This window comes from Streptomyces sp. RFCAC02, assembly GCF_004193175.1.
GTDB lineage: Bacteria > Actinomycetota > Actinomycetes > Streptomycetales > Streptomycetaceae > Streptomyces.
The window spans coordinates 3,694,960-3,719,133 of sequence record NZ_SAUH01000001.1 but is presented as its reverse complement, the minus strand read 5'-3'; the positions used below and the strand labels follow the sequence as shown (position 1 = coordinate 3,719,133).

At 74.1% G+C, this 24,174-nt stretch carries 21 protein-coding genes; 11 read left to right on the top strand and 10 right to left on the bottom strand.

Annotated elements, in window-relative coordinates:
• Positions 1-44: 44 nt before the first annotated feature.
• The 4 genes from EMA09_RS17205 to EMA09_RS17190 all read right to left on the bottom strand — a co-directional run bounded on the left by EMA09_RS17205 (position 45) and on the right by EMA09_RS17190 (position 6,365).
• Positions 45-2,084 carry a CocE/NonD family hydrolase gene (locus EMA09_RS17205; protein WP_129841906.1) on the bottom strand — a complete coding sequence of 680 codons (2,040 nt, stop codon included), beginning with the start codon at positions 2,082-2,084 and terminating at the stop codon, positions 45-47.
• Positions 2,084-3,346, bottom strand: a complete 1,263-nt coding sequence (locus EMA09_RS17200; protein ID WP_129844094.1) for an ATP-grasp domain-containing protein — start codon at positions 3,344-3,346, stop codon at positions 2,084-2,086. The genes EMA09_RS17205 and EMA09_RS17200 overlap by 1 nt, the downstream gene beginning before the upstream one ends.
• A gap of 137 nt (positions 3,347-3,483) precedes the next feature.
• The gene (locus EMA09_RS17195; protein ID WP_240796440.1) at positions 3,484-4,761 is read right to left on the bottom strand and encodes a SpoIIE family protein phosphatase; all 1,278 of its coding nucleotides are present in this window, start codon (positions 4,759-4,761) and stop codon (positions 3,484-3,486) included.
• Entirely contained in the window at positions 4,758-6,365 is a 1,608-nt protein-coding gene (locus tag EMA09_RS17190) for a sensor histidine kinase (RefSeq protein ID WP_129841905.1), read from the bottom strand. The genes EMA09_RS17195 and EMA09_RS17190 overlap by 4 nt, the downstream gene beginning before the upstream one ends.
• Before the next feature lie 431 nt (positions 6,366-6,796).
• Between EMA09_RS17190 and EMA09_RS17185 the strand changes: the two genes are divergently transcribed.
• The 3 genes from EMA09_RS17185 to EMA09_RS17175 are packed head-to-tail and all read left to right on the top strand — an operon-like array spanning position 6,797 to position 8,966.
• Positions 6,797-7,228, top strand: coding sequence for a response regulator (locus EMA09_RS17185; protein WP_129841904.1), 432 nt, complete (start codon positions 6,797-6,799; stop codon positions 7,226-7,228).
• Positions 7,229-7,258: 30 nt separating this feature from the next.
• Positions 7,259-8,326, top strand: coding sequence for a phosphotransferase (locus EMA09_RS17180; protein WP_129841903.1), 1,068 nt, complete (start codon positions 7,259-7,261; stop codon positions 8,324-8,326).
• Positions 8,327-8,381: 55 nt separating this feature from the next.
• Complete coding sequence (locus EMA09_RS17175) at positions 8,382-8,966, top strand: DUF1707 domain-containing protein (RefSeq protein ID WP_129841902.1); 585 nt, start codon at positions 8,382-8,384, stop codon at positions 8,964-8,966.
• A gap of 454 nt (positions 8,967-9,420) precedes the next feature.
• Here the strand turns inward: EMA09_RS17175 and EMA09_RS17170 are convergent, their stop codons facing one another.
• The gene (locus tag EMA09_RS17170; RefSeq protein WP_129841901.1) at positions 9,421-9,783 is read right to left on the bottom strand and encodes a hypothetical protein; all 363 of its coding nucleotides are present in this window, start codon (positions 9,781-9,783) and stop codon (positions 9,421-9,423) included.
• A gap of 203 nt (positions 9,784-9,986) precedes the next feature.
• A complete protein-coding gene (locus EMA09_RS17165; protein ID WP_129841900.1) occupies positions 9,987-10,340 on the bottom strand; it encodes a hypothetical protein in 354 nt (117 codons plus the stop codon).
• A gap of 172 nt (positions 10,341-10,512) precedes the next feature.
• Between EMA09_RS17165 and EMA09_RS17160 the strand changes: the two genes are divergently transcribed.
• The 5 genes from EMA09_RS17160 to EMA09_RS17140 all read left to right on the top strand — a co-directional run bounded on the left by EMA09_RS17160 (position 10,513) and on the right by EMA09_RS17140 (position 17,194).
• Positions 10,513-13,131, top strand: a complete 2,619-nt coding sequence (locus EMA09_RS17160; RefSeq protein ID WP_129844092.1) for a glycoside hydrolase family 9 protein — start codon at positions 10,513-10,515, stop codon at positions 13,129-13,131.
• Positions 13,132-13,233: 102 nt separating this feature from the next.
• Positions 13,234-14,031 carry a thioredoxin domain-containing protein gene (locus tag EMA09_RS17155; protein WP_129841899.1) on the top strand — a complete coding sequence of 266 codons (798 nt, stop codon included), beginning with the start codon at positions 13,234-13,236 and terminating at the stop codon, positions 14,029-14,031.
• Positions 14,032-14,170: 139 nt separating this feature from the next.
• Positions 14,171-15,235 (top strand): C40 family peptidase, encoded by a 1,065-nt coding sequence (locus EMA09_RS17150; RefSeq protein WP_129841898.1) that lies wholly within the window; start codon positions 14,171-14,173, stop codon positions 15,233-15,235.
• A 155-nt stretch (positions 15,236-15,390) separates the two neighbouring features.
• Positions 15,391-16,587, top strand: a complete 1,197-nt coding sequence (locus tag EMA09_RS17145; RefSeq protein ID WP_129841897.1) for a hypothetical protein — start codon at positions 15,391-15,393, stop codon at positions 16,585-16,587.
• 37 nt (positions 16,588-16,624) lie between these two features.
• The gene (locus tag EMA09_RS17140; protein WP_129841896.1) at positions 16,625-17,194 is read left to right on the top strand and encodes a DoxX family membrane protein; all 570 of its coding nucleotides are present in this window, start codon (positions 16,625-16,627) and stop codon (positions 17,192-17,194) included.
• Here the strand turns inward: EMA09_RS17140 and EMA09_RS17135 are convergent.
• A complete protein-coding gene (locus EMA09_RS17135) occupies positions 17,142-17,429 on the bottom strand; it encodes a hypothetical protein (protein WP_129841895.1) in 288 nt (95 codons plus the stop codon). The two genes, EMA09_RS17140 and EMA09_RS17135, sit on opposite strands and share 53 nt — an antisense overlap.
• Complete coding sequence (locus EMA09_RS17130; protein ID WP_168220748.1) at positions 17,426-18,823, bottom strand: PspC domain-containing protein; 1,398 nt, start codon at positions 18,821-18,823, stop codon at positions 17,426-17,428. Before EMA09_RS17130 ends, EMA09_RS17135 begins: the two co-directional genes overlap by 4 nt.
• 121 nt (positions 18,824-18,944) lie before the next feature.
• Here EMA09_RS17130 and EMA09_RS17125 point away from each other — a divergent pair, with 121 nt between their 5' ends.
• Together EMA09_RS17125 and EMA09_RS17120 are read left to right on the top strand one after the other, a co-directional pair.
• Positions 18,945-20,246: an ATP-binding protein gene (locus tag EMA09_RS17125; RefSeq protein ID WP_129841893.1), complete on the top strand. Its 1,302-nt coding sequence runs from the start codon at positions 18,945-18,947 to the stop codon at positions 20,244-20,246.
• Entirely contained in the window at positions 20,243-20,917 is a 675-nt protein-coding gene (locus tag EMA09_RS17120; protein ID WP_129841892.1) for a response regulator transcription factor, read from the top strand. Before EMA09_RS17125 ends, EMA09_RS17120 begins: the two co-directional genes overlap by 4 nt.
• Before the next feature lie 15 nt (positions 20,918-20,932).
• Here the strand turns inward: EMA09_RS17120 and EMA09_RS17115 are convergent, their stop codons facing one another.
• A complete protein-coding gene (locus EMA09_RS17115) occupies positions 20,933-21,352 on the bottom strand; it encodes an Asp23/Gls24 family envelope stress response protein (protein WP_129844091.1) in 420 nt (139 codons plus the stop codon).
• 456 nt (positions 21,353-21,808) lie between these two features.
• Complete coding sequence (guaA, locus tag EMA09_RS17110; protein WP_240796439.1) at positions 21,809-23,479, bottom strand: glutamine-hydrolyzing GMP synthase; 1,671 nt, start codon at positions 23,477-23,479, stop codon at positions 21,809-21,811.
• A 186-nt stretch (positions 23,480-23,665) separates the two neighbouring features.
• Between guaA and EMA09_RS17105 the strand changes: the two genes are divergently transcribed.
• Positions 23,666-24,007 carry a chorismate mutase gene (locus tag EMA09_RS17105; RefSeq protein WP_129841891.1) on the top strand — a complete coding sequence of 114 codons (342 nt, stop codon included), beginning with the start codon at positions 23,666-23,668 and terminating at the stop codon, positions 24,005-24,007.
• The last annotated feature ends 167 nt before the right edge of the window (positions 24,008-24,174 follow it).

The window sequence follows — 24,174 nt, the reverse complement described above, 5'->3', positions numbered from 1 at the left end:
GCCGGCCGGACGGCGGGGCCGCCGTGGTCCCGCCGGCGGCGGCGTCACAGCAGGTCGCGGGGGATCGTCTCGCGCCAGGTGCGGGAGAACACGCGGTGGTCCCCCTCGTACGCGTCGAGGGTGGCGTGCAGCACGAAGTCCTCGCCGTCGCACTCAAGGACCTGGCGGGTCTCCGTGCGCGTGTCCCAGTCGCCGCGGCGGAACGCCATCGTCCACGCCGTCTCGCCGCGCGCCGAGCAGAAGTCGTCGGCCACCGAGTCGTACCGCTCCCAGGCGCGGCGGTGGACCTCCATGCCGTGGTCCTCGAAGCGTTCGACGCCGCGGTCCTTCACGATCTCCAGCGTCGAGCGGTAGTCCACCAGGTCGCGGGAGACCTGCCAGCGCTGTTCGCCGGGCGTGAGCAGGGTGGTGGGCAGGGGCTCGCAGCCCTCGGGCTCGCCGAACGGGCGGTCGGCGACGTCGTCCGGTTCGCCGGTCGGGCGGACGGGGAGCGTGAGGCAGCCGGTGCCGCCGCCGTGGACCGTCAGCAGGACGGGCTCGGGCGGCGGCCATGCGAGGGGCCAGTACGACGTGGACAGCGAGAGACGGACGCGGTGGCCCGGCGGGAACGCCTGCGCGACGCCGTTGAGACGGATCGTGACGCGGTAGCGGCGGCCCGGCTCCAGGGGGCTCGGCTCGTCCTCCTTGCCGTCGCGGCGCGTGAGGTTCAGCAGGCCGTAGGTGACGCGGGTGGCGCCGCCGTCCTCGGCGACGTCGGACAGGCGGGCCGCGATCATGGCGACCGGCCGGTCCACCGAGACCTCCAGGTCCACGTGCGGCGAGCCGAGGATCTCCAGGCGCTCGGTCAGCGGGTCGCTGTCGAAGACGATCGAGCCGCCGTCCTCCTCGCGCTGGTCGTAGGGCAGGTCGGGCGGCGCGCTGTAGGACGCCCACTTGCCCGCGAACTGGCCGACCGACAGCGGGGAGCGCACCGACGTGTCGCCGGCCGGCCCCCGCGTGTCCCCGGGCGCGCCGATGCGGTGCCCGAGCAGCGGGTACCCCACCTCCGTGACGTGCGGGGACGGCCAGGACGGCTCGCCGACCCAGCGCCCTGGACGTTCCTCGTACGACGTGGAGGGCGGGACGCTCTCCTGCATCCACGCCCGCAGCATGGGGCCGTCCATCACGCCGTTGTCGATGTCCTTCAGCCAGTGGTCCCACCAGCGGACGACCTCCTGGAGGTAGCCGATGGCGGGTCCCGGCTCGCCCTGGTGCGGGAACTTGTGCGACCACGGGCCGATCAGGCCCTTGCGCGGCACGTCCAGGTGCGCCAGCAGGCGCGTGACGGCGTTCGAGTAGCCGTCGGCCCAGCCGCTGGACGCGAGGACGGGGCAGGCGATGGCGCTGTAGTCCTCGCAGACGGAGGCGTGCCGCCAGTACGCGTCGCGGCGCTGGTGGCGCAGCCACCTGGTGGCCCAGGGGCGGGCGGCGTCGAGGCGTTCGAACCACATCGGGCGCCACGCGTCGCCGGCCAGCTCGGGGTCGGGCGGGCAGGTCGCGTAGGCGAACATGGTGCCCGCCTCGGCGAGGTTGTCGGACAGGAGGCAGCCGCCCATGTAGTGCATGTCGTCGGCGTACCGGTCCTCGGTGAACGACGCGATGACGACGGCCCGCAGGCTCGGGGGGCGGCGCGCGGCGACCTGGAGCGCGGCGAACGCGCCCCAGGACAGGCCCATCATGCCGGTGCGGCCGTCGCACCACGGCTGGTCGGCGAGCCACGCGAGGACGGCCTCGGCGTCGGCCTGCTCGCTCTCCAGGTACTCGTCCAGCAGGACGCCGCCGGACTCCCCGGTGCCCCGGATGTCCACGCGGACACAGGCGTAGCCGTGCCCCGCGATGTACGGGTGGTGCACGGAGTCGCGGACGGCGGTCAGGTCGCGTTTCCGGTACGGGATGTACTCGAGGATCGCGGGCACCGGGTGGGCGTCGGAGTCGGCGGGGCGCCGGATCCGGGCGGAGAGGGTCACGCCGTCGCCGACGGGGACGCGGACGTCCTCCTCGGTGATGACGGGGAACGGCAGGTCGGCGGGGTCGAGGAAGCGCATCAGCGGACCGTCTCCTCCTGTGGCGCGAAGGTGAAGGGCAGTGCGGTGATCACCTCGTCGTACTTGGCGATCAGTTCACTCTCCGAGTCGGCGGCGGTGAAGACGTGCGCCAGCTCGAAGCTGTAGGAGTCCTGCTCGGGCAGGTCGGAGAGCCGTGCGCCGGCCGGCGGCACGTGGTTCACACGCGTGCCGGGGATGCGGTGTTCCAGGGCGGCCAGCTCCTCGCCGGTGGGGACGCGGGTGACCACGGCGTCCTCGAAACGCCGGTGGTACCACTTCGCGGCCAGCGCGTACGGCCCCTCGCCGTGCGGGAGGGCGGGGTCCTGACCGAGGGCGAGCCGCAGCATGATGTGGTGGTTCGGGACGCCGTCCACGTACGCGAAGAGTTCCGCGTGCGACTGGGAGTGACGCGGATTGACCTCAAGGATGCTGATCCGGTCCGTCTCCGGATCGTAGAAGTACTCGATGCTGAACGTCGCGTCGTCCATCCCGATCCGTGTGATGACGCGCTCCGCGATGTCCCGCAGCCGCTCCTGCACCCCGCCGGGGAGCCGCGACGGGTACTGGTGCCGCAGGAAGCACGGGCTGTCCGGATACGTGAGGGAGTCGAGCGTCCCGTAGACCGTGACCTCGCCGCCCCGTACGTACCCCTCGACCGCGACCTGCTCGCCGGTGATCGCCTCCTCGGCGAGGCACGCCTGCCCGCCGGCCGCCGCGATCTCGTCGGGCAGCTCCACCCGGTCGAGCACGAATTCGAGCGGCCGGCCCACCCGGCCGACGCCCGCCCGTATCTCCGCGACCGCCGACCGGAACTCGTCCATGTCGCGCACGCCGAACGCCAGCTCCGACGAATACCCCGTGACCGGTTTCAGCCACATCGGGAACCGCACGCCCTCCGGCGGCCGGGGATCGTCCGCCGCCAGGTCCACCAGGCCGAACGCCGGGACCGCGTCCGTCACCGCCGCCTGTTCGAGCCGGCTCCAGTATTTGTGCTCGCACTTGAGGACGGACTCCAGGCTGGTGCTGCGCAGCCCGTAGCGGCCGCACAGGATCGGCACCAGCGTGGAGACCGGGAAGTCCCAGTAGCCGACGATCGCGTCGACCGTGCCGTCGAAGGCGTCGAGACGCCGCTCGGCCTTGCGCACGAGCGCCGCGAAGTCCACCTCGCCGTGCTGCAGCTCGTCGATGCCGAGCAGCGGGTGCAGCCGGTAGTCGGCGGCGTGCGGGACCTGGCCGAGCATGTCCTCGTTCGCCTCGTCCATGCCGATCACGAACACGTCCGCCACCTGACCCACCGGGACCTCCTCCGCCGCCCGGCCCTCCTCGGTGCCGGGCTCTCCGGCGGGCCGGACTGTCCGGGGTACCCGTGCGCGGCCCGTTCATGCCCGGGGCGGGCCGTTCAGGCGCGCTGGTCGGGGACGGCGGTCACGCGGCGGGAGGCGACGACCCCGGTCGGTGACACCGGGCAGGGGCCGTCGAAGGGCCAGCTGAGCTGCAGTATCGCGATGTCGTCGGTGTGCCGGCCGCCGTCCATCCGCCGCACGGTCGCCAGCAGCTCGTCGAGGCGCGCGTCGGGGTCGGCACCGGCGGTGGCGTCGATGAGGCCGATCAGGCCGTCCGTGCCGAGCCGCTCGCCGCCAGGCCCCCGGTGCCCCTCGATGAGCCCGTCGGTGTACAGCATCAGCGTCCCGGCCGGCGGCAGGTCGAACGTCGTGGCGTACCAGCGGCGCATGCCCGGCACGATGCCGAGGGCCAGACCGTGGCGCGCCTCGATCTCGGTGGTGCCGGCGTCCGAGGTGAGCAGCGGCTCGTGGTGTCCGGCCAGGTGCAGCGTCGCCGTGCGGGCGGCCGGGTCGATGCTGAGGAGCGAGCAGGTCGCGAAGAGGTCGCCGCCGGTGCGCTCGGCGACGAGGATGCGCTCCAGCAGGTCGAGCAGCTCGGCGCCGCCGTGGCCGGCGAGCGTGAGGGCGCGCCAGGTGATGCGCAGGCACACGCCGAGGGCCGCCTGGTCGGGGCCGTGGCCGCTCACGTCGCCGATGACGGCGTGGATCATGCCGTCGGCGGTCTGGACGACGTCGAGGAAGTCGCCGCTCAGCAGGGCGCGCTCGCGGCCCGGCACGTAGCGGCTGAGGACGCCGACGGACGGCGACTCCAGGAGCGGCGTGGGCAGCAGGCTGTGTTCGAGGCGGGCGTTCTCGGCGGCGCGCAGGCGGTTCTCGCGCAGTTCGGCGTTGGCGGCCTCGGCCTGCTTGCGGTGGATGGCGTACCGCAGGGCACGGCGCAGCAGCTCCGCCTCGACCTTGCCCTTGACCAGGTAGTCCTGGGCGCCGGCGGCGACGGCCTCGGCGCCCGCGTCGGACTCGGCCAGGCCGGTCAGCACGATGACGGCGGTCTCCGGGCTGGTGCGGCGCAGCTCGATGACGCCGCCCACGCCCGACGCGTCGGGCAGGTGCAGGTCGAGCAGGACGCAGTCGGGGCCGCCGCGGGCCTTGCCCAGCTCGGCCAGGGCCTCGGCGAGGGTCTGGCGGCGCTGCAGCTCGTAGTGCAGGCCCGTGTCGTACAGCATCTCCTCGACGAGGAGCGCGTCGCCGTCGTCGTCCTCGACGAGGAGGAGACGCAGCGGCGTGGAGTCGGCGGTGCCCGAGGGGCCGCTGACGGCGGTCCGCTCAGCGCTCACAGGGCCGCCGCCCCGTCGGTGACGGACGTGTCCGCCGCTTCCTCGCCCGTGTCCTCCGCGGCGTCCTTCTCGTCGGGCAGCGCGGGCAGGGTGAACTCGACGCGCGTCCCACCGGTGTGCCCGGGATCCACGCGGATCGTGCCGCCCAGGTACTCGACGATCTTCTTGCACATGGCCAGTCCGATGCCGCTGCCCGGGTAGGCGTCGCGGGTGTGCAGACGCTGGAAGATCACGAAGACGCGCTCGGCGTACTCCGCGTCGATCCCTATGCCGTTGTCGGTGACGGCGAGGCGCCACACGCCGCCGTCGCGCTCGGCCCCGACGTGGATGCGGGGCGCGCGGTCGGGCGCGCGGAACTTCACCGCGTTCGATACGAGGTTCTGGAAGAGCATGCCGAGCTGGGTCGGGTCGCCCGTGACGCGCGGCAGCGGGTCGTGCGTGATCTCCGCCCCGGTCTCCTCGATGCTGACGCTCAGCGCGTCGAGGGTGCCGGTGAGGACCTCCTCCAGGTCGATCACGCGGGATTCCGTGTTCATGCGGCCGACGCGGGAGAACAGGAGCAGGTCGTTGATGAGGACCTGCATGCGGTTCGCGCCGTCCACGGCGAACCCGATGTACTGGTCGGCCCGTTCGTCGAGCTGCCCGCCGTAGCGCCGCTGGAGGAGCTGGCAGAAGCTCGCCACCTTGCGCAGCGGCTCCTGGAGGTCGTGCGAGGCGACGTAGGCGAACTGCTCCAGCTCGTCGTTGGAGCGGCGCAGTTCCATGGCCTGCTCGTCCAGGCGCCGCCTGGCGTCCTCGGCGAGGAGCAGCTCCTCCGCGAGGCGGCGGCGCATGTCGTCCACGTCACGCCCGAGCTGGCGCAGGTCGGCGGGTCCTGTGGGGACGATGGGGTGGTCGAAATCACCCTGCGCGACCCGCCGGGCGTCGGCGGAGAGCTGTCCGAGGGGCTGGGTGACGCCGCGGCGCAGCCCTTCGAAGATGAGGATGATCACGACGACGACCAGCGCGGCGCCGGCGCCGAACACGCCGTTGCGCAGCGTCTCGGCGTCGTGGAGTTCGGTGCGGGCTTCGTTCCGCACGTCGGTGAGGTGGGCCTGCTGCTGCGCCGTGGCGTCGCGGACGGCGTCGAAGGCGGACTTGCCGCTGCGCGAGTACTCGGCGGCCAGACCCGCGCGGTCCGCCTCGGCGGCCTCGGCGATGGGGTCGGCGAGCTGTTCACGCCATTCCTCCGCCCGGGCGAGGACGGCCGCGAGGTCGTCCTCGGCCTCGGTGTCGCCGGCGACCAGCTCGCGCACCCGCTCCGCGGCGGTCTCGGCGTCGGAGCGGCCCTGCTCGTAGGGGTCGAGGAAGTCGGGCTCCCCGGAGAGGGCGTAGCCGCGGATGCCGGTCTCCTGGTCGATGAGGGCGCGTTCCAGGCGGACGGCGTTGATGAGGGCCGGCGACGACACCTCGGCGAGCTTGTGCGTGGAGTCGCTGGTGCGGGTGAGCGCCCAGGCGCCGAGGGAGCCGAGGAGCGCCAGGACCACGCAGGTCACGCTCACTCCGATGATCAGCCCACGGCGCGTGGTCAAACGCGTCCGCCGGGCCTCGACTGCGGCCGGCATCGTGTCCTCCTGTCCGCCCCCCACCGCACGGGCGTCGACCGGGCCTGGTCGGCCCTTCCCTTCCGACGTGCCCGGCCACGATACAGGGCGAACGATGGACAGTAGTTGTCAGCGCGTGACCGTCAACCGTACGCTCGTACCCATGTCCGGCGTCCGTAATACCTCATCCACCGGCCGGTTCGGCGGGTTCGCGGGCGGGGCCCGCTCCCGTACGGGCGGCGCTGGTGCGATGATGGACGGACCGGCCCGCCCTACGCAGCCCCCGCGCTCGGTGGTGCGGACGGGATCCCGGGCGGGCGCGCACGCCGCCCGGTCCGCAGTTCACCACCACGAGCCGGTGCGTGCGACCCCGGCCGCCGGTGTGCTCACCGCCGCCGGTCCGCACCACTTCGCCCCGTGAGCGTTCGGAGTTGATTCGGATGACCGTGTCAATGACCACACCCGCCCCGCCGTACGACATCCTCCTGGTCGAGGACGACCCGGCAGACGCCATGCTCATCGAGGACGCGCTGCGCGAGCGGGGGCCGGAGCGCGCGCTGATGCAGGTGGACGACGGTGTGGCCGCGCTCGACTACCTCCAGAACCCGGACAATCCGCGCCCCGACCTGATCGTTCTCGATCTCAACATGCCCCGGATGAACGGGCGCGAGCTGCTGAACGTCCTCAAGCAGGAGGACCGCCTGAAGATGATCCCGGTCGTGGTCCTCACCACGTCCGCGGCGCCGGACGACGTGTCCGCCGCGTACGCGCGCCACGCCAACGCGTACGTCACCAAGCCGGTCAACCTCGACGACTTCACGCACGCGGTGCGCAGCATCGACGCGTTCTACCTCGACATGGCGGCCAAGATCCCGCGCGACTGACGCGCGGGCGGGCCGGTAGCGTCCGGCCCCATGACGAGCACAGCCGCCGAGCGCGGCCACGAAGCGCTGCCCCGGGAGGGCGCACCCGTGATCGACGCGCGGGCCGTGGCCCGCGCGTTCGGGCTGGGTGAACCGGACGGCCCGCCCGTACCGGTCCCGGGCGGACGGTCGCACCCGCTGTGGCGGCTGCGCACGGACTCGGGCACGTGGGCCGTGAAGCGCCTGAACCGCTCCCGCGAAGCATGGTGGATGGCCGGCCACGTGGTGGCCGCCGCGGTGGAGGAGCAGGCGTTCCGGCACGGTGTGGCCATGCCCCGGCCGGTGGCGCCGCTGCGGCCCGCCGCTCCCCTGCTGGCCGACCTGCCCGGCGCGGAGGGCGCTCCCGAGAGTTTCCTGGTGCACGCGTGGTGCGACGGGACCGCCGTGCCCCGGCACGGCGAGGCCGCCCGAGCCGTACGGGAGTGGGCGGGCCGGACCCTGGCCCTGCTGCACGCGCTGCCGCTCCCGCCCGGCATCCCCGCCGTCCCCGCGCTGCACCGCCCGCACACGCCCGCCGAGTGGCGGGAGGGACTGGACAGTGCGCCGGCCGACGTGCCCGACGGCTTCGTCGAGCGGGTGCGCGCGTACCTCCCGGACGTCGAGCGGGCCGTCGGCCTGGTGGGGCGCTGCATCGACGGGCCGTCCGTGCCCCTCACACCGGTCCTCACCCACGGCGACGTGAAGCCGGACAACGTACTGGTGTGCCCGGACGGGCCGGTGCTGCTCGACTGGGACGGCGCGGGACCCGACCGGGCGGAGTGGGAGGTCGTCCGGGCGGGCCTGGCGTTCGGGGGGACGCGGGAGACGTTCCGGGAGGTGCTCCTGGCGTACCGGGCGGCGGGCGGGGCGGCCGTCCCGCCGGTGGCCGAGGTGTTCGCGGGCGAGGTGGACCGGCGGGTCGGGGGCGCGGCCTGGCTGCTGTGGCGCGCGCTGGGCCACCGCCCGGTGTCACCGCCCGAGCGGGCGGCGGCTTTCGGTCATGTCCTGGAGTACCTGGCGGCGCTGCGCACCGTGCTGCGGCAGGCGGACACCTGGACGGCATGGCTGTCCGACGCCTGAGCGCGGCCCCGTCCCTTTCCGGTGAACTTCCCGCCCCCATGGGAGAATCGCGCACATGAGCGAACTGGTGGGGCGTGATCTGCGGGCATCCGACGCGGAGCGCGAGCGCGCGGTCGAGCGGATCAGGGAGGCCGTCGCCCAGGGCTGCCTGCAACTGTCCGAGCTGGAGGAGCGCCTGGACGCCGCCTACCGGGCGACCACGCGCGGCGACCTGGAACGCGTCACCCGCGACCTGCCCGAACCGGACGGCAGGGGCGCCCTCGTGGTGGACGAGAAACCCACCTCGCGCAGCGCGATCGCCGTGTTCGGCGGCTTCGACCGGGCCGGCGAGTGGGTGGTGCCCGAACGCTTCGTCACCGTCTCGGTGTTCGGCGGCGGCCGGGTGGACCTGAGCAGGGCGCGCTTCACCGCGCGCGAGACCCGCGTGTACGCCTGCGCGCTGTGGGGCGGCGGCGAGATCGTCGTCCCGGAGGACGTCGAGGTGGAGGTGCGGGGCTTCGGCTTCTTCGGCATGTTCGGCAAGGGCGCACGCCGCCGCGCCGCACCGGGCGCCCCCCGCATCGTCATCCGGGGCTTCGCGATCTTCGGCGGCATCGACACCCGCGTCCGCAGACCGAAGAAGAAGCCGCGAGAGCGCTGACCGGACCGCGGCGTCCTCCTTCTCCACGGGGCCGCGACGGATTCATGCCGACTTCTTCGGCAGGCCACACACGCAGCGCACCTCCCGGGCTTGAATGCCCGCCGCTCAACCGTCACCACTGCCACGTCCCCCTGTTGTTCCGGACCCAGGCGCGAGGAGCGCGGACAGCGAGAACCCGGGGAAGGACACATGCACACCCGAGCACGGAACCGCGCAGCAGAGGAACCGGAACCGCCGCAGGAATCGGGGTCACGCGAGCAGGCCCGCCGCCGTGATCGGGTGCCGACGTCCCAGCCCGCGCAGCGGCCGCGTGCGGCAGACGCCCATGCTCTCGACCCTGTCGATGCACAGGAACAGCAAAGGCGGAGAGGCCGGGGCAATGGCGTTCGAGGTGCGGCTCCCCCGCTGCCGTGGGGGCTCCGGCTGCGCCGGCGGACGTCCGTGGGGCGTGTGGTCAGTGGCGTGTGAGGCGGTCCGGTGTCGTCGGGACGTCGAGTGTCCAGGTCGGTGCCGGTCTGGTGGTCGGAGCCCCGCGGTCGACGCCGACCAGGCGGAGGCGGTCGGGGCCGGCCTCGACGATCTGGACGGTCACCGGCTCGGCGCGGCCCGGCAGGGTGAGCAGCCAGCTCTCGGTGAGATACGCGAGCCCGCCGCGGTCGAGGCACGCCCGCGCACCCTCCTCGTCCGCCGGATCGCCGAGCGGGCTGCCGAACACGGTGACCGGCTGGAAGCGGCCCGGCGCGTCCCGGGTCGGACGCAGGTACCCGATGAGGTCACCGTCCGCGCGGTGATGGCGTATCCAGTCGGCGGGTATCACGACGCACACTCCAGTCGATCGCCATACGGTCGGAAAAGCTCAACGGTAGGCGCGGGGAACGCATGTCGGGGCGGCTTCGGCGGAACGGGACGGGCGCGGACGACGTGAGCCCCGCACGCGCGGGACCGTCGCGTACGGGGCGGGGTGGACCGGGGTGGGGACGTGGTGGTGCGGGGAGGGGTACGGCGAGCGGGGGGCGGGGGTCAGGTCCAGACGGTGGCGATGAAGATGTTCACGACGGTCAGGCCGCCGATCGCGCCGAGGATGCCGGGCGAGACCTTCTCGTCGTCCCGCTTCACGTAGACGAGCGCGAGGATCACCACGAGGACGGCCAGCTTGATGCCGATCTTCAGGTTGTTGACCGAGCGGTCGTCCGCCTCACTGAGGCCGACCAGGGCGATACCCGTGACGAGCATGGTGAGCGCGCCGTGCAGCATGGCGGGGACCACACGGCCCCGCCCGTCGCCCATCGCCTTCATCTGCGTGAGGAATCCGCCGAGCAGCGCGGCGATGCCGATGATGTGGAGGGCGACGACGATGTTGATGACCACGTCCATGGCGCCGAGTTTAGTGTTGCGCGGTTTTGGCCTTATCTCTGGGGCGCCGCCCACTTGACGGGTCCCTGCCACGCCCACAGGATGCTTTGGGAGCGCTCCCACAACCCCCCAGACCATTCCGTCGAAGGATCGAGCCGTGACCCTACGTCCTTCCCACCCCCCTCACAGACGCCTGTTGGGAGCCGCGCTCGCCGCCGGGCTCGCCGCCGGGGCGCTCGCCGCGTCGGCCGCCGTCACCCCGGCCACCGCCGCGGGACCCGAGCTGATCGACAACGGCGGCTTCAGCAGCGGCACCACCCCCTGGTGGTGGACCGAGAACATCCCCTCGACCGTCGTGGACGGACGGCTGTGCGCGGATGTCCCGGCCGGCACCACCAACCCGTGGGACGCGATCATCGGCCAGGACGGCATTCCCCTGGCCGCTGGCGAGAGCTACGCCCTGTCGTTCACCGCCTCCGCCACCACGCCCATCACCATCCGCACGAACGTCCAGCTCGCCGTCGATCCGTGGACCACGGAGCTGGCCTCCCCCGACGCGATCGGCGCGACGCCCACCACGGTCAGCCACGTGTTCACGGCCGGGGCCGACAACGACGCGGCGCAGCTCGCGTTCCAGATCGGCGGCAGCGACGCGGCGTACACGTTCTGCCTCGACGACGTGTCGCTGACCGGCGGCGCCGAACCGCCCGTCTACGAGCCCGACACCGGCTCCCCCGTCCGCGTCAACCAGGTCGGCTACCTCACCGAGGGGCCGAAGAGCGGCACCGTCGTCACCGACGCGACGACCGCCAGGACCTGGACCCTGCACGACGCGGACGGCACCGAGGTCGCCACCGGCAGCACCGTGCCGCAGGGCGTGGACCCCACGTCCGAACAGAACGTGCACACCTTCGACTTCTCGTCCGTGACGGAGCCGGGTGACGGCTACACGGTCACCGTCGACGGCGAGACGAGCGAGCCGTTCACCATCGGCGACGGCATCTACGACGGCCTGCGCGACGACGCCCTGGCGTTCTTCTACCACCAGCGCAGCGGCATCGAGATCGACGCCGACCTCGTGGGCGAGGAGTACGCCCGCCCCGCCGGCCACGCGAACGCCGCACCGAACCAGGGTGACGACAACGTGCCGTGCTGGCAGGACCGCTGCGACTACACGCTCGACGCCGCCGGCGGCTGGTACGACGCGGGCGACCACGGCAAGTACGTCGTGAACGGCGGCATCTCCGTGGCGCAGCTCCTGTCCGCCTACGAGCGCGACTCCGCCGAGCTGGGCGACAGCACCCTCGCCGTGCCGGAGCGCGGCAACGGCGTGCCCGACCTCCTCGACGAGGCCAGGTGGGAGCTGGACTTCCTCACCTCGATGCAGGTCCCGGCCGGCGAGGAGCTGGCGGGCATGGCGCACCACAAGCTGCACGACGCGCAGTGGACGGGCCTGCCGACGATGCCCTGGGAGGACCCGCAGCCGCGTGAGCTGCACCCGCCGTCGACGGCGGCCACGCTGAACCTGGCGGCGGCGGCCGCGCAGGGCGCCCGGCTGTTCGAGGAGTACGACGCGGCCTACGCGGCCGAGCTGCTCACGGCGGCCGAGACGGCGTGGGACGCGGCCATCGCGCACCCGGCGGTCCTCGCCGACCCGACCGACGGCACGGGCGGCGGCGCGTACAGCGACGGCAACGTGTCCGACGAGTTCTTCTGGGCGGCGTCCGAGCTGTTCATCACGACCGGGGCCGCGGAGTACCGGCAGGCCGTGACGGGCTCGGAGCTGTGGAACGACACGGCGGCGCTGTTCCCGAACGGCGGCTTCTCGTGGGGTTCGACGGCCGCCCTCGGCGCCCTCGACCTCGCCACCGTGGACAACGGCCTGACCGCCGGCGAGCTGGCGACGGTCCGGGCGAACGTCACGGACGCGGCCGACGGCTTCGCCGCGCAGGCGGAGCAGCAGGCGTACGGGCTGCCGTACCTGCCGGACGACTACGCGTACGTGTGGGGCTCGAACAGCCAGGTGCTGAACAACATGGTCGTCCTGGCGGCCGCGCACGACCTGACCGGGGACACGGAGTACCGCGACGCGGTGCTCACCGGCCTCGACTACATCCTCGGCCGGAACCCGCTGAACCTCAGCTACGTCACGGGCTACGGCGAGCGCGACGTCGAGAACCAGCACCACCGCTTCTGGGCGAACCAGCTCGACGCGAGCCTGCCGCACCCGCCCGCCGGCTCGCTGGCCGGCGGTCCGGACAGCTCGCTGGAGGACCCGGTCGCCCAGGACACGCTGGGCGGCTGCGCGCCGGCGATGTGCTACATGGACCACATCGAGTCGTACTCGACCAACGAGGTGACGATCAACTGGAACGCGCCGCTGGCCTGGATCGCCGCCTACGCGGACGGTCTCGGCGGTGACGACGGCGGCGAGGACCCGGACGACCCGGATGACCCCGACGACCCGGACGACCCGGACGACCCGGACGACCCGGCGGCCTGTGAGGTGTCGTACGTCTCCAACCGCTGGTCCGGCGGCTTCAGCACCCAGGTCACCGTCCGCAACACCGGTGACACCGCGATCAGCGCGTGGGAGCTGGCCTGGTCGTTCGACGACGCCCAGCGCATCACCAACCACTGGAACTCGGTGATCACCCAGAGCGGGCGTGACGTCACGGCGCGCCCGGCGGCCTGGAACGGCACGATCCAGCCGGGAAGTTCGGTGAACTTCGGGTTCAACGGGACGGTGAGCGGCGCCGCCGCCGATCCCGACGCGTTCACGCTGAACGGCGGGGCGTGCGACACGGCCTGACGCACTCCGCCGCGTGACGCGGCACACCCCCACCGCGCGCCCCGCGCGTCCGGTCCCGGCACCGCCGGTCCGGATGCGCGGGGCGCCGCTTAGGGTTGCGGCATGCCTGTCTCGCGCACCAGGAAGACGAAGAAGAGCGGCCGCCCGGCGCGCCCGCCGGCGCGGGGGCGCGCGGGCGGCGGCGTGCCGCGGCCGCTGGCCGTCGGGCTGGTGATCATCCTCGTGTGCGCGCTCGGCCTCGGGGTGCTGGCCACGCTGAGCGGCATCGGCGGGGACGGCGACACGGCGGGCGGTACGGACGCGGCGGGGCAGGCGACGCCCACGGAGGAGGCGACCGTTCCGCCGGTGAATTCCGAGCGGCGCATCGCCGACGACCCGCTGGCGGTCGGCGACGCGGAAGCGCCGGTCGTGCTGGTGGAGTACATGGACTTCCAGTCCCCTGCCTGCGGCACGCATGTGAGGGACATGTATCCCCTCCTGCTGGAGCAGTACGTGGACACCGGTGCGCTGCGCATCGAGTTCCGCAACTTCCCGATCTTCGGCCCCGAGTCGGACGCGGCGGCGCGCGCGGCGTGGGCGGCGGGGCAGCAGGGGCGGTTCTGGGAGTTCTACGAGGTGGCGTACGGGGAGCAGTTCGAGATGGACAGCGGACGGTTCGCCGACGAGGAGCTGCCGGGGCTGGCGGAGCAGGCCGGGGTGCCGGACCTCGACCGGTTCGCCGAGGACCTGGAGTCCGAGGCGGCGGGCGAGGCGGTCGGCACCGACTCCGACGAGGCGCTGATGATCGGCATCCCGGGCACACCGGCGTTCTTCGTGAACGGGACCTTCGTGGCGGACCCGCAGGACGCGGACGCGTTCACCGCGCTCATCGACCAGGAGTACGAAGCCGCCACGGCCTGACCGAACCGTCAGCAACGCGTCACAAACCGAGCACAAGGCGTCACCGGTCCGATCAGTTCATCGACCGTCGCGGAGGATTGCCGTCAATCCCCGTCGGACGGCGGGGTCCCGGCCCCGGCACGGTCTAGCGTTCCGGGCCATGGCTCAACATCGCAGGAGACGGTGGGGCGTCACCGGGCGCGGCGGGAAGCCGCTGTGCACGGCGGCGGCCACCCTCACACTCGCCGGGGCGCCCTTCGGCGCGGCGGGCACCGCCGCGGCCGCCCCGGAGCCGACCGCGGCCGAGGTCCGTGAGCAGGTCGGCGACCTGCACCACGAGGCGGAGCTGGCCACCGAGGCGTACAACGAGGCGACCGAGCGCGCCGGGGCGGCCGAGGCGGAGCTCGACCGGCTGCGCGACCAGGCCGCCCGCCGCACCGAGGCGCTCAACGACGCGCGCGACGAGCTGGGGTCCCAGGCCAGGGCCGACTACCGGGCCGCCGGGCTGCCCGCCTCGGTGCAGCTCGCGCTCGCCTCCGACCCCGACGAGTACCTGGCGCGCGCCGCCGCCGTCGACCGTGCCGGCACCCGCCGCGCCGACCGGGTCGCCGCGCTCAACAACGAGGTCATCGCCCTCGACCGGCTGCGTGCCCGGGCCGAGGAGCAGGCCGGCGCCCTCGCCGACGCGCAGGCCGACGCCGACGAGCAGCGCGCCGTCATCGAGGACCGGCTCGCCGAGGCCGAGGACCTCCTGGCGACGCTCACCGAGGAGGAGCGCGCCCGCGCGCTCGGCACGGCCGGTGACGACGGCCGGAGCGCGCGGGCCGACGGCCGGACGACGCTCGCCGGCCCGGCCGGGTCCGAGGCGGCGCCCGGCACCCGCGCGGCGGCGGCCGTCGCGTTCGCCCACGCGCAGCTCGGCAAGCCGTACGGCTGGGGCGCGACCGGCCCCGACGCGTTCGACTGCTCGGGGCTCACCCAGGCCGCGTGGCGGGCGGCCGGTGTCTCGCTGCCGCGCACCAGCTACAGCCAGGCCGGCGCGGGCACCCGGGTCGGCCGTGACCAGCTCGCCCCCGGTGACCTGGTGTTCTACTACTCCGGGCTCAGCCACGTCGGCATCTACGTCGGCGGCGGCCAGATCATCCACGCGGCGCGCACCGGCACCCCCGTGCAGTACGCGCCGGTGGACTCGATGCCCTTCGCCGCCGCGGTCCGCCCGGCCTGATCCCGGCCCAGCCCCCCGAGCCGGTGCCGTGGGGCCGGCGCACGTCCGGTGCGGATGTGGCCGGGAGGGGTCGGTGCGGCGTCCGGGTGCGGCAGAATCCACGCAAGGACACGGCCCGGTGGGCGGGCCGGCGGGGTGAAGGGCCGGGGAGTGCGGTGAGCGGGGAGGCGTCGGACGAGACGTTCCGGCGGTTGCGGGACGATCTGGCCGCGGGGCGCGGCATACCCGAGGCACTGGCGCACTCGCCGGGCGCCTCGCGCCAGTGGGTCTCGGACGAGCTGACCGCCGCGGCCCGCGACCTGGCCGACCGCTCCCGCGCCGGGGAGGTGGCCCGCCTCGGCCGTCTCGCCGACGGCTGCCTGTACGCGGTCGGCGCCGCGCTCGCGCTGCTGGCGCTGGTCCAGGGCGTCACCGCGCTGACCGGCGGGCACGGCTGGACCGTCTCCCGCACGGCCGCGCTGACGGCGGCGGCCGTCCTGGCCGTGCCGCTGGCGCTGGCGGCCCGCCGCCACCGCGCGGGCGGCGGACCGCTCGGGCCGCTCGTCGGCGAGGACAACCGGTTCTCCACCTCCCGGGCGGTCGCCGCCGCCTGGCTCCTGTTCACCTGCCACGCCGTCCTGACGCTCGCGGTCACCCTCCTGCTGACGGGGGACGACACCCGCCGGGACGCGCTGCGCGACGGACTCGGCCTCGCCGACGGCGGCGGACTGCTGACGGCTGCCGCCGTCGCGCTGGCCGTGACGGTGTGGGTGCGGCACACGGTGGCGACCCGCGTGCGGGGCTTCCGCATGCAGAAGGTCCGCGCCGCGCGCCCCCGGGCGGCCGACCTGGTGGCGGACGACGCGGGGCGCGGCAGCTTCGGCGACCTCCAGTACGTCCTGGTGAACGCGGCGGGTCTCGTCTGGTCGGCCGCCGCCCTGGCCCGCGACCCGCGGGAGCTGCCGGTGCTGCCCTGGCCGGTGGCCCTGCTGGCGGTCGTCTCGGCGCTGGCGTACCTGCTGGCCAAGTACACCGAGGGCGGCCGGCCCGTGATCCAGTCGATCGTGCGGGTGCGGGAGCCGGGCGACCTCCACGCGCCCGTCCGGCACGGCGACGAACTGGAGATCCGGGGGTCGGGATTCGTCCCCGCCGGGGCGGAGGCGGCGGACCGGCTGGCGGAGACGGTGGTGCGGATCGGCGGCGTCGAGGTGCCCGTCCCCCTCGTACCGGTCGCCGGGGGATTCAGCAATCCGAGTGATACGCGGCTGCGCGTCCCGGTACCGGTCGAGGTGGACGCCGGGCGCGTGGACGTAACGGTGATCACGGCGGCCGGAACGGAGTCCGGGCGCTGCCCGATCACCGTGGCAGACTGACCCTTCCGGCAAACCGTTCCGAAGGGGAATTCCGGTCATGTCTGTCACATCCCGTATCGGTGGCCCGCCGCCGTCCCCGCTGGTGCCCGGTCTCGGCGCGGGCGGCCGGGGGGCCGGACGGCGGGAGGCGGCGGCGCGCTGGGCGCCGCTGCCGCTGCGCCTGTTCCTCGGTGGAACGTTCCTGTACGCGGGGATCGACAAGTTCACCGACGTGCGGCCGTTCAGCGGGGCGATGGACACCGGCGCGGTGGAGCGCATGGTGTCCCTGGCCAGGGACGGCGCGGCCGCGCCCGGCCTGTCCGATCTGCTGCTGAAGGAACCCGGTCTGCTGGGGACCGGCGCGGGGCTCGCGGAGATCCTGGTCGGCGCGGCCCTGCTGCTCGGCCTGCTGACCCGCTGGGCGGCCGGTGCCGGGGCGCTGCTGACCCTCGGCATGTGGCTGACCGTGAGCTGGTCGTCCGACCCGTACTACATGGGCCAGGACCTGCCGTACCTCGTCGGCTTCGTGACGCTCGCCCTCATCGGTCCGGGCACGCCCGCGCTCGGGGCCGTCCTCAGCCGCCGTCAGGATCGCCGGTCGCAGCGTCTGTTCGCCCGCCCCACCTGACCCGCGCGCCCCGCGCCATCCGCCGCGCGGCGAAGGTGACGGCCGCGACCGCGCCGCTGACCAGCAGCGCGAGCGGCACCATCACGAACACGGCGATCAGCGGTATCCCGGGCTCGCCGGCGCCGTCCCCCTCGGTGAGCCGGACGACATGCACGGCGACCAGCACGAGCAGGGCGAGGCCGAAGACGAGCCGCCACGGCTCGAACGGGTGCCTGCGGTCGGTGTTTCCCCTCATGGCGTGCTCCCGACGATCCGCTCCAGCGACACGTGCCCTATCCCGAGGTCTATCGACACGTCCACGGTGCCGCCCGGCTCCTCGGTGCCCTGCGCGGGGTAGGTGACGGTCCGGTCCTCGCTGACGCCGCCGAACGACCGGACGGGGCCGGCGTCGTCGGTGCCGCGCAGCGGCTCGTAGGTGAAGGCGCCCACGTCGAGCCGCACATGGACCCGGACGGTGACCTCCGGCGGCACGAAGACCGTGACCTGTCCCGCGCCCGCCTCGACGGAGGTGGTGACCCGTTCACCCGCCGGTATCTCGAGATCGGTGAGGTAGAGCCGCGCGTCGCCGCTGCCGACGGTGTAGGTGTCGGCGAGGTCGTCGGCGGAGGACACGCGCCAGACCGGCTCGGACCAGTCGGTCGTGATGTTCTCCGGGAGGGCGGACGCGCCGGCGAGGAGGACGGCGGTGATGACCGCGTTGACGACGGTGCCGCCGCCGAGTCGTCCGAAGAACGCGCTGACCACGAAGCCGACGCCGTACACCGCGAGGGCGGAGACGAGGGCGACGACCAGGGTGGTGCGCAGCGGCTCGTGGTCCCAGGCGAGGACGCCGCCGATGAGCGCGGCGAACGACGCGAGGAGCGACACGAGCGCGCCGAGCCGTGCCTCCCGGCGCCGCCCCGGGGCCGCCTCGGCGCCGCCGCCGGGGGGCGCCGGCGCGTCCCCGGGCGGCACAGTGCCGCCGCCCGCGGCCCGCGCGCCGGTGTCCGGCCCCCACAGGTATCCGGTGGACACGGGACCGGGCTGCCCGCGCCACCACGACGGCGCGTCCGACGGCGGGGCCGTCGCCTCGGGCGGCGCCTCGGCGGCGGCCTGCGCCGCGACCCGGTCGACGGGCGCGCCGGCGGCACCCGCGTCCGCGCTCGCGGCACGCAGCCGCGACCAGTACGCCGCCCCGGCCATCGCCCCGAACGTGAGCACGGAGAACCACACGACCTCGGAGGTGTCGGCCAGCGACGCCAGCAGCAGGCCGCACCCGGCGAGGACGAACAGGAGCGCCGTCAGCCCGGGGCCGTCCACCCGGCCGGACAGGAGGCGGCGCCCCTCGTTCTCCTGCTCGCCGTCGAACGGGATGAGCAGCCACGCCAGTCCGTAGGCGACGAGGCCGAGGCCGCCGACGACCGCGAGGACCGCGAGCGGCACGCGGAACACGACCGGGTCCAGGTCGTACTTGCGGGCGAGGCCGCCGCACACGCCGCCGACCACCTTGTGCCGGCGGCTGCGCGTCAGGCCCGCCCAGTCCTCGGGGCGGGGCCAGCGCCACCCGCCGTGCGCGCCGTCGGCGCCGCCGGCCGCCCCGGGCGGCGCGGCGGTCTCCGTCCGGCGAGCGCCGGTGGATTCCTCGTTCATGGTGTCCATGGTGTCCGGCCCGCCGCCCCCGCGGTATCCGGGGCGTCCCCCACCGTCCCCTGACACGATCACGGGGACCTCCCTGATGACCGGGCTCGGCCGTTCGTGTGACGATCGGTGCATGACCACCCCTACCGCGCCGGCCGCCGCCGGCACCGGCACGGCCGCCGACGACGACCCGGGCCTGCGGAAGCTGTACCGCAGTGTCGAGGGCCGGTGGCTCGGCGGTGTCGCCCAGGGCCTGGCCGGGCACCTCGGGGTGCCGGTGACCTGGGTGCGGCTGACGTTCGCCGCGCTCATCACGGCCAACGGCCTCGGGGTGCCGCTGTACGGCGTCTTCTGGTTCTTCGTGCCCCTCGGCGCCCCGTCGGGCCCGGTGCGCCGCCCGGTGGCCGGGGGGCCGCTCCGGCCGCTGCGGCACGCCGACAAGCGGCAGCTCGCGGCGGTGGCGGTCGCGGTGGCCGCGCTGGCCGTGCTCGGCATCAACGTGAAGCTGCCGATGAGCGCCGCGTACCTGTGGCCGCTCCTCGTCGTCGGGGTCGGCGCCGCGGTCGTCTGGCGCCAGGCGGACAACGCGCGCCGCGCCCAGTGGGCCGCCGCCACGCGCGACAGCCGGTGGCTGCCGCTCGTGCGCAGCGCCGCGGGCGCGGTGCTGGTGTGCGTGGGCGTCGCGGCGTTCGTGCTGGGGCAGGGCGCGCCGGCCGAGGCGCTGAGCGTCGTGCTCAGGGCGTCGCTCGCGGTGGTCGTGGGCATCGCGCTGCTCGTCGGCCCCTGGCTCGTGCGGATGATGCAGGACCTGTCGGCCGAGCGGACCCTGCGCATACGCGCCCAGGAGCGGGCCGAGGTCGCCGCCCACATCCACGACTCCGTGCTGCACACGCTCACCCTGATCCAGCGCAACGCGGGCAATCAGCGCGAGGTCGCCCGGCTCGCCCGCGCCCAGGAACGCGACCTGCGGGCCTGGCTGTACAAGTCGGCCGAGCGCCCCGACGCGCAGGCCGACGCCGCCGAGGAGACGCCCCGTACGTTCGCCGAGGCGGTCCGCGCCACGACCGCCGAGGTCGAGGACCACCACGGCGTGCCGATCGAGGTGGTGTGCGTCGGCGACTGCCCGGTGGACGAGGGGCTCACCGCGCTGCTCCAGGCCGGGCGCGAGGCCATGGTGAACGCCGCCAAGTACGGGGGTGACGGGGGTCCGGTGCGGGTCTTCGCCGAGGTGGAGGGGCGTACTGTCTTCCTGTCGGTGCGGGACCGGGGTCCCGGTTTCGACCAGGAGGCCATCCCGGCGGACCGGATGGGTGTGCGCGAGTCCATCATCGGACGGATGCAGCGCAACGGCGGGTCCGCCCGCGTGCGTTCAGCGCCCGGCGAGGGCACCGAGGTCGAACTCACGATGGAACGGACGATGGAGCGAGCCGCATGACAGAGGAACACAGGACGGCCCGTGTGGTCCTGGTCGACGACCACCGGATGTTCCGGGCGGGCGTGCGGGCCGAGATCGGCGAGACGGAGCGGACGCGGGTCGAGGTCGTCGGCGAGGCGGGCGACGTCGACCAGGCCGTCACCGTCATCAAGGCGGCCAGGCCGGACGTGGTGCTGCTGGACGTGCACCTGCCGGGGGGCGGCGGTGTCGAGGTGCTGCGGCGCAGCGCGGAGCTGATCTCGGCGGCGGAGCGGCCGGTGCGGTTCCTCGCGCTGTCGGTGTCGGACGCGGCCGAGGACGTGATCGGCGTGATCCGGGGCGGGGCGCGCGGCTATGTGACGAAGACGATCACCGGACCCGAGCTGGTCGCGGCGATCTTCCAGGTCGCGGACGGCGACGCGGTGTTCTCGCCGCGGCTCGCGGGCTTCGTGCTGGACGCGTTCGCCTCGTCGGACGCGGCGCCCGTCGACGAGGACCTGGACCGCCTGACCCAGCGGGAGCGCGAGGTCCTGCGGCTGATCGCGCGCGGCTACGCGTACAAGGAGGTCGGCCGGGAGCTGTTCATCTCGGTCAAGACCGTCGAGAGCCACGTCTCGGCGGTGCTGCGCAAGCTCCAGCTCTCGAACCGCCACGAGCTGACCCGCTGGGCCACGGCACGCCGCCTGGTCTGACGGGGCGCCCGCGCGTCACGCCAGCCGGGTGTCGGGCGCGTCATCGCCGGGGAGGTGGATGTCGTTGACCGCGACATTGACCTCGACGACCTCCAGACCGGTCATGCGCTCCAGGGCGGCGATGACGTTCTCCCTGATGTCGGCCGCCACCTCGGGGATCGGGACGCCGTACTCGACGACGACGTCGAGGTCGATGGCCGTCTGCCGCTGGCCGACCTCGGCGTGCACACCGCGCGCGACGTTCGTCCGGCCGCCGGGCACCCGGTCCCGCGCGGCGGCGAGCGCGCGGGCCAGTCCACCGCCGCCGAGGGCGTGCACGCCGGGGACCTCGGCCGCGGCGACGCCCGCGATCTTCTCCACCACGCCGTCGGCGATGGACGTCTGGCCGCGCGTGGCCGCGGGCTCCTCGGGGCCGCTGCGGCCGTCGGTGACCATGGTGGCGCCCTCGGCCTCCGGCGGCAGCGCGTCGGCGGCGTCCTCCGGGTGGCTCTCGGCGCGGCCGTGCGGCACCTGTCCTGCCGTGCCGGCGGCGTCGTCGAACGGGAACGGCGTCCTCGTCGTCATGTCCATCTCTCCCTCGCACCCCTGGGGCGTCACGCGGTCACAGGGATTTTCGCGCACCCCCGCCCCGCTGCCCCCGCGCGTCGCCGGGAAACCGCGCCCGGGGGATGGCCGGAAGTGGGTGTTCCGGCCGCTGCGGGGGAGTCCGGCCGGGACGACGGGCACCGCCCGCGGCACCCGCCCCGCGGGGCCGGGCCGTGCCCGGGCGGTGGCATCACCCCAAAGGGGGATGCTCCGTACGGGACCCGACCCGGCGCGAACCGGCCGACCCCACCGGTCCGGAAGCACCCCGCGCGCACCGGCGCGCCCGCGCCCCGGACCCCCGGGGGATCACTCCCACTCGATGGTGCCCGGGGGCTTGCTCGTGATGTCGAGGGTGACGCGGTTGATCTCGTTCACCTCGTTGGTGATGCGGTTGGAGATGTGCGCCAGCAGGTCGTACGGCAGGCGCGACCAGTCCGCGGTCATGGCGTCCTCGGAGGACACGGGACGCAGGACGACGGGGTGCCCGTACGTCCGCCCGTCGCCCTGGACACCGACGCTGCGCACGTCGGCGAGCAGCACGACCGGGCACTGCCAGATGTCCTTGTCGAGGCCGGCCGCCGTCAGCTCGGCGCGGACGATCGCGTCGGCCCTGCGGAGGATCGCGAGCCGCTCCGGGGTGACCTCGCCGACGATCCTGATGCCGAGGCCGGGGCCGGGGAACGGCTGCCGGTGGACGATCGCGTCGGGCAGGCCGAGCTCCTGCCCGACCATGCGCACCTCGTCCTTGAAGAGCTTGCGCAGCGGCTCGACCAGCTCGAACTCCAGGTCCTCGGGGAGGCCGCCGACGTTGTGGTGCGACTTGATGTTGGCCGCGCCGGTGCCGCCGCCGGACTCCACGACGTCCGGGTAGAGCGTGCCCTGGACGAGGAACGCCACGTCCTCGCCGACGGCGCCGGCCTCGGCCACCAGCTCGGCCTGGGCCTGCTCGAAGACCCGGATGAACTCCCGGCCGATGATCTTCCGCTTCTGCTCCGGATCGGAAACTCCGGCGAGCGCCGACAGGAACCGCTCGGAGGCGTCGACGACGCGCAGCCGCACGCCGGTGGACGCCACGAAGTCCTTCTCGACCTGCTCGGTCTCGCCCTCGCGCATCAGCCCGTGGTCGACGTACACGCAGGTGAGCTGGTCGCCGATGGCGCGCTGCACCAGGGCGGCGGCCACGGCCGAGTCCACGCCGCCGGAGAGCGCGCAGATCGCGCGCTTGGTCCCGACCTGGGCGCGGATCGCCGCGATCTGCTCCTCGACGATCGACCCGGCCGTCCAGGTCGGGGCGATGCCGGCGCCGCGGTAGAGGAAGTGCTCGAGGATCTGCTGCCCGTGGGTCGAGTGCATGACCTCCGGGTGGTGCTGGACGCCGTACAGACGCCGCTCGTCGTTCTCGAAGGCCGCGACCGGCACGGTGTCCGTCGACGCGGTCACGGTGAACCCGTCGGGGGCGGCCGAGCAGGCGTCGCCGTGCGACATCCACACCTGCTGCTCGGCGGGCGTGCCCTCGAAGAGGGTCGAGGCGGCGCGCCCGACGCGGAGCTGCGTGCGGCCGTACTCGCGGGCACCGGTGTTGTCCACGGTGCCGCCGAGCGTCTGCGCCATGAGCTGGAAGCCGTAGCACAGGCCGAGGACCGGCACCCCGGCGTCGAACAGCGCCCGGTCGATCCCGGGGGCGTCCTCGGCGTAGACGGAGGAGGGGCCGCCGGAGAGGATCACGGCCGCGGGCCTCCGCGCGAGGATCTCCGCCACCGGCGTGGTGGAGGGGACGACCTCGCTGTAGACGCGCGCCTCGCGGACCCGGCGTGCGATGAGCTGCGCGTACTGGGCGCCGAAGTCGACGACGAGCACCGTGCCGCTGTCGGTGTCTGCCACGGAGAGCCTTTCCTGCCCGTCCGGCCGTGCCGGTCCGGCGGTGCGTTCGCTGGGGGGTGTCCTGCGACCGAGTCTAAATGGCATACTCGGCGTCATGCTTCCGTGCGAACGCTTCCGCTCCTTTACCTATGGCACCGGCCAGTCCGGCTGCCACGAGGAGCGCTGCGCACAGCACTGACCAGCAGCGACCTTCGCGCCCCGGGCCGGCCCACCAGCGGCGGCCCGGGGCGCTTCTCTTTTCCACCGGCCGCCTCCGGCAGTGAACACACCGAGGAGACCGAGATGAGCGGTACGACGGACACCACCGAGACGATCGTCACACCGACGGCAGTCGGGCAGACCGGACAGACAGCGCGGACGGGACAGGCCGTGCCCGACGATCCCGGGGCGCGGATCGCCGCCGCCCGCGAGCGCATCGACGACCTGGACGCCCGCATCCTCGGCCTCATCAGGGAGCGGATGGACGTCTCCGCCGAGGTCCAGCGCACCCGGCTCGCCGCCGGCGGGCGGCGCGTGCACCTGGCCCGGGAGAACGAGATCCTGCGCCGGTACCGCGACGGGCTCGGCCGGCCCGGCACCCGGGTCGCCATGACGCTGCTCGACCTGTGCCGCGGCAGCCTGTGACCGGCGGTAAAACCGGTACCTTCCACGTCACCCGTACGGAGCGTGACCGGTGGGCGGCGGGCTTCGTTGAAGGGTTGTCCCCGGGGCGATGAGACGGGCGGCCCTTCGCGGTGTGGCGAGGGCGGCGCGTCGTGGGACCTCGCCCCGGTGCGGTGGCCGGGCAGCAG